We start from the raw sequence: 4,881 nt of genomic DNA, 5'->3' as shown, positions 1-4,881 counted from the left end.
GCCCTGGCCCTCGGGTTCACGGGCGGCCTCCTCCCACCACCAGCCGTCGGCGACCGGGTCCGCGTCCTCGGCTTCCCCCGCGCCGAGACCGGCCTCTGGGTGACCGGCCGGGCCGCCGGTACCGGGGGCAGCCGCTTCGGCTACGTCCAGATCGACGTCGACTCCCGCGCGGGGTTCACCGTCCTGCCCGGCTTCAGCGGCAGCGGCGTCCGAGAGGAGAAGGGGAACGCCCTCCTCGGTCTGCTCTGCGAGGCGACCGGCAGCGGCAGGGCGGGCTGGATGATTCCTATGGAGGCGATCCCCCGGGTGTGGCCGACCGAGCGGACCGCCGCGGGAGCGGCGGCGAACGGCGAACGGGAGGCGCTCACGCGTACCGCCAGGGCGATGACCGACCTGCGCACACTGCTCCTGCCCGACCTGCGCCTGGACCTGTACGTCGCACTCGACCCCCGGTTGCGCCGCAGGCTCCGCGCCGACCAGGACCTGCTCTCCTTCGCCGCGCAGTTGGTCGCCCTCGCCCACGGTGAGTACGGGCTCCTCGACGAGGTGCTCGCCCTCCTCGACGCGAGGGAGGACGGGAGCGCGGGGATGCTCCGGGTCCGCGAGGCCGCGGCCCCCCTCCTGGGGAGCCCGTCCGGGTGAGCGAGACGACGGCCACGGCAGGGGGCCAGGCCCCGATCGGAGGACGGCCGCCGTCTGAGGGCGCGCGGCGGCCGCTCCCGGCCGACGGCGGGTTCGAGGACCTGGTCGACGCCCTGTGCGCGCTCCGGTGCGTCCTCCTCCCGGACGCGCGCGAGCAGCTGGCCTACCAGCTTCCGACGCGGGTCCGCCGCAACCTGCGCCTGGAGGGCTCTCCGGTCGAGTTCGCCCGCCACCTGGTACGCCTGTGCCGGGAGCAGGTGCGTCTGGGCTGCCTCCTGCGCTGGATCCTCTACCTGGAGGAGCACGGCCGCAGCTCGCTGGCGGCGGCCCGGGCCGCGGAGCCGCTGGTCCACGCCGAGGAGTGGGAGCAGTTGTACCGCCTCCTGCCCGAGGGGAGCACAGACGCCGACGTCGACCTCGTCCGCCGGGAGCTGGCGGAGCACTCCCCGGACCTGGTCGCGGAGGCCTTCGAGACCGCCCGGACCGACCGGCTCGCCCCGGCTGAGGCACCGCCGCACACGGCCTGGGACCGGCTCGTGGACCTGACCGAGATGACCGTGCCCGAGGACGCCGAACTCCCGCTGCGGATCTTCTGCTCCCTGCTGCCCTGCGCCGTCCCGCTGCGCGACTGCGCCGACCTGCTCCTGCTCTGGGGCGGCGGGCGGCGCGAGGGCACGGCCGCGCCGCCCGGCCCTCGCGCGCCCGCCCGGCTCGTAGTGCACGTCACCCAGGGCCGGAGCAGGGACCGGTACGACGTCGAGTACTGGACGGTGCTCAGTGAGAGGCGGGGCAGGCCCCCGGACTTCTGCGGCCACGGCCACACCCCGCACATGGAGGCCGAGCGCATCGGCGCCCACGTCGGCGGCCTGCTCACCCTGCTGGAGGTGGACCACCGCACGGGATACCACGAGGGCGTACGGGTCGAGCTGGTCGCGCGGCTGGACCTGCTCCGCCGCCTGGAGGCCGAGCGCTGGCAGGAGGCCGGCGAGGGGGACCGCAGACTCGGCGCGCGGGCCCAGGTGGTCTACCGGGCGGAGGAGCTGGTGGACGCCGCGCGCGGCGACACCGAGCAGGCCCGGCGTACCTGCGCCCGCCGGTGGGAGGGGCTCGCGAGCGCGCGCGAGGTCCTGCACCTGGACACCGCGCACGAGGCCGGGCAGAGGAGGCGCAGGGGCGGGCGGACCTACCGCGAACCCCTGGTCGAAAGGCTCCAGGACGACAGGATCGTCGCCCTCTCCGTTCCCTCCCATCTGGACGAGTGCCACATGCCGGTCTGGTCGGCGCTCATGATCGGGGTTCCGGTCGTGGTCTGGCGTTCCGCCGATAATGGGCCGGGGGCAAGTCCGTGGCTCAATCTGGGGAAGGTGGGACGGGAGGTAATGGTGCCGCCCGAAAGAATACGAGCGCTTCCCAAGGCGCTCCACCAATCGCGTTCCGGATGCGTTTCCCCGGACGATACCGGGTACATCGAAGAAAGCTTCGAGGTCGCCGTCTTCTACCACGACACCCTTCCGGTTCTGCCCGCCCCCAGACCGATGACACCCCCACAGCATCCGACAGCCCCCCTTGGGCGCGGCTCGAAGGGCCTGCCATGACCACATCAGCCGAACCCGGATCGACCAGCTCCGCGCCGGGGTGGTGGATCTTCCACGGCACAGGTCAGCCCCGCCCGCACCTGGACCTCGCCGCCCAGCTCCCCCCGCCTCCCCGGTGGCGCACCTACGGCGGCGGGCCGGACCCCGCCGGGACCGGCGTGGACCCCCCGTTCTACGACCCGGGGCCGCGGGCCGGGGGCCCCGCCGCCGAGAGCGAGCGCCACCTGGGCCCCGTCCGGCCCCGGAGCTTCCCCGTTCCCCTGGGGCCGCACCGCCGCCGGCTGCTGGACAAGGTCAACGCGGCCATCTGCCTGCGCCGCCCCCTGCTGCTGGTGGGCCCGCCCGGGATCGGCAAGTCCAGCCTCGCCCACCAGATCTCCCGCGAACTTGGCCTGGGCCGCGTCCTGCGCTGGGCCGTCACCAGCCGCAGCACCGTGCGCGAGGGCCTGTACGCCTACGACCCCCTCACCCAGATCCACGACCTCAACCTGGAGAACGCCCGCAACCGCGCCCGGGGCGCCAGGGACCTCAGCTACACGGGCGCCGACGGAGCGGAGGCCGACGCACACCTGCGCAGCAGCGCCGAGTCGATCGGCCGCTACCTCACCCTGGGGCCCCTGGGCACCGCCTTCCTGCCCACCCGGCTGCCCCGCGTGCTCCTGGTCGACGACTTCGACCTGGGCGACTTCGACCTGCCCGGCGACCTGCTCGACCTCTTCGAGAACGGCGGCTACACCGTTCCCGAGCTGGGCCGACTGGCCAACGTCGCCGGGAGGATCCGGGTGGCCACCGACGACCCCGGCCGCACGGCGGTGCTCGAACGCGGCGAGGTCCTGTGCTCGGCCTTCCCCGTCACGGTGGTGACCTGCAACGACGACCGGGACCTGCCGCCCGCCTTCCTGCGCCGCTGCATTCCGGTCCGGATGGGGCTGCCGGACGAGGACGAACTGGTGGCCGCCGTGGCGGGGCACTTCGACGGCGATCCGCCCACCGGCACGCGGACCCTGGTCACCGAGTTCCTGCGCAGGAGCGCTGACGGCCACGCACTGGCCGTGGACCAGCTACTCAACGCCGTGCACCTGGTCGGCGCCATGGGACAGGGCGAGCCGGGGCCCGAGCAGGTCCGCCACCTCTCCGACCTGCTCTGGCACCGCCTCACGGAAACCCCGGGATGAGCCCCGCGCATCAGCCGGGGGACGACCGCCCCCGGGGCTCCGGCGACCGGTCGGGCGGCCCCCCGGGCGGCCTCACCCCCACGGAGTGGGCGGACGCGCTCCACCTGGCGGCCCTCCAGGCGCGTGCCGGGGCCGCGCGCCGCGACCGCCCGGTCTTCCCGGCGCCTCCCGCCGACGGGCCGCCGCCGGGGGAGGCCGGTGCCGGCGCGGGCGAGCCCGGGGCCGCGCGGTCCTCCCCGCCGTCCGGCACGGACACCGGGACCGCCCGGTCCCAGGGGCTCCCCGGCGACGGGACGGCGACCGGCGGGGAGAGCGCCGCCGCGCCCCGAGGTCCGGCCCCGGACCCGCCGCCCGGCCACGGGGGAACGCCCCCGCGGCCGCGCCGCACCCCGGGGGACGACGGGCCGCCGACGGAGGCCCACGGGTTCGTCCAGCCGGTCCTGGAACGGCGCCAGGAACTGGTCGCCGCGCTGGGGCCCTTCCACCTCACCGAGCCCCGGGGGCGGCCGGACGGCGTCGACCCGGAGGGCACCGCGCGCAACTACGCGCGCTCGCTCCTGGACAGCCTCCACTGGACCGAGGACGAGCGCGAGGGCGCCGGAGTCCCGGTGGTGCCGCGTCCGTGCGCGCGGCGGGAACGGGTGGTGAGCCTGACCCTCCTCGTCGACGACGGCGTCACCATGGCCTTCCAGCGCGGCCTGGCCGCCGAGTTCGTCCGGCTCGCGCGCTCCGGCGGGATCTTCCGCGAGGTCGCCTCCCTGTACTTCGACTCCGGGCGCGCCGGCAGCCCCGGGCTGCGCGACGTCCACGGGCGCCCCGGCCGCCTCGGCGGCGGCCGCGCGCACGTGGTCCTGTTCCTCACCGACGGGCTCGGCGGCGCCTGGCGCGACCCCGGGTTCCAGGACTGGGTCGCCGAGGCCGCGGACCGCGGCTCGGTCGCGATCCTCCACCTGCTCCAGCCCCGCCTGTGGCGGCGCGGCGCCATCGCCACCGCCCCTATGGAGCTGGCCGCGCCCCGGGCCGCCGGCCCCTGCGCCGCGAACACCGGGTACGTGCGGGAGCGCACGCTCACCGGCCCGGAGGAGGAGAAGCGCGAGCCGGGCGCGCTCGTTCCGGTGCTGACGCTGGACCCCGGGACGATCCGGGACTGGGCCGTCTTCGCGATGGGCAGGGGCCCCGGGCGCCTGTGGGCGCACACCGCGCGCTTCCCCGCGGGAGAGGGCGCGGCCTCCGACGGGGCGCCGGACGCCGGGGAAACCGTCTTCGACGCCGAACGGGAGGCGCGGCGCTTCCGGCAGTTGGCCAGTCCCGAGGCGTTCGACCTGGCCGTGGCCCTGGCCGCCGTGCCGCTGGACCCGCGCCTGGTGGAGGCGGTCTGCGAGGACGTGCTCGGCCGCGCCACGCCCTCGGAGCTGACGGAGGTCTTCTTCAGCGGGCTGGTGCGCGGGGGCGGTGAGCGGGGGGAGGAG

At 76.0% G+C, this 4,881-nt stretch carries 4 protein-coding genes; all 4 read left to right on the top strand.

The window, feature by feature from the left end:
* Positions 1-642: hypothetical protein (locus ABD54_RS25300; RefSeq protein ID WP_047872058.1), on the top strand; the 642-nt coding region annotated here is incomplete at its 5' end.
* Positions 639-2,237, top strand: a complete 1,599-nt coding sequence (locus tag ABD54_RS25295; protein WP_235432197.1) for a hypothetical protein — start codon at positions 639-641, stop codon at positions 2,235-2,237. The genes ABD54_RS25300 and ABD54_RS25295, both read left to right, overlap by 4 nt.
* A complete protein-coding gene (locus tag ABD54_RS25290; protein WP_047872057.1) occupies positions 2,234-3,412 on the top strand; it encodes an AAA family ATPase in 1,179 nt (392 codons plus the stop codon). The genes ABD54_RS25295 and ABD54_RS25290 overlap by 4 nt, the downstream gene beginning before the upstream one ends.
* A partial coding sequence (locus tag ABD54_RS25285; RefSeq protein WP_047872056.1) for an SAV_2336 N-terminal domain-related protein occupies positions 3,409-4,881 on the top strand: 1,473 nt, incomplete at its 3' end. The genes ABD54_RS25290 and ABD54_RS25285, both read left to right, overlap by 4 nt.

It is taken from the genome of Nocardiopsis sp. RV163, from assembly GCF_001029525.1.
Lineage (GTDB): Bacteria > Actinomycetota > Actinomycetes > Streptosporangiales > Streptosporangiaceae > Nocardiopsis > Nocardiopsis dassonvillei.
This window is presented reverse-complemented; position numbering and strand designations above follow the sequence as displayed.

Coding starts and splice junctions, on each gene's coding strand:
- ABD54_RS25290 (WP_047872057.1), top strand. CDS start 2,234: ATGACCACATCAGCCGAACCCGGATCGACCAGCTCCGCGCCGGGGTGG.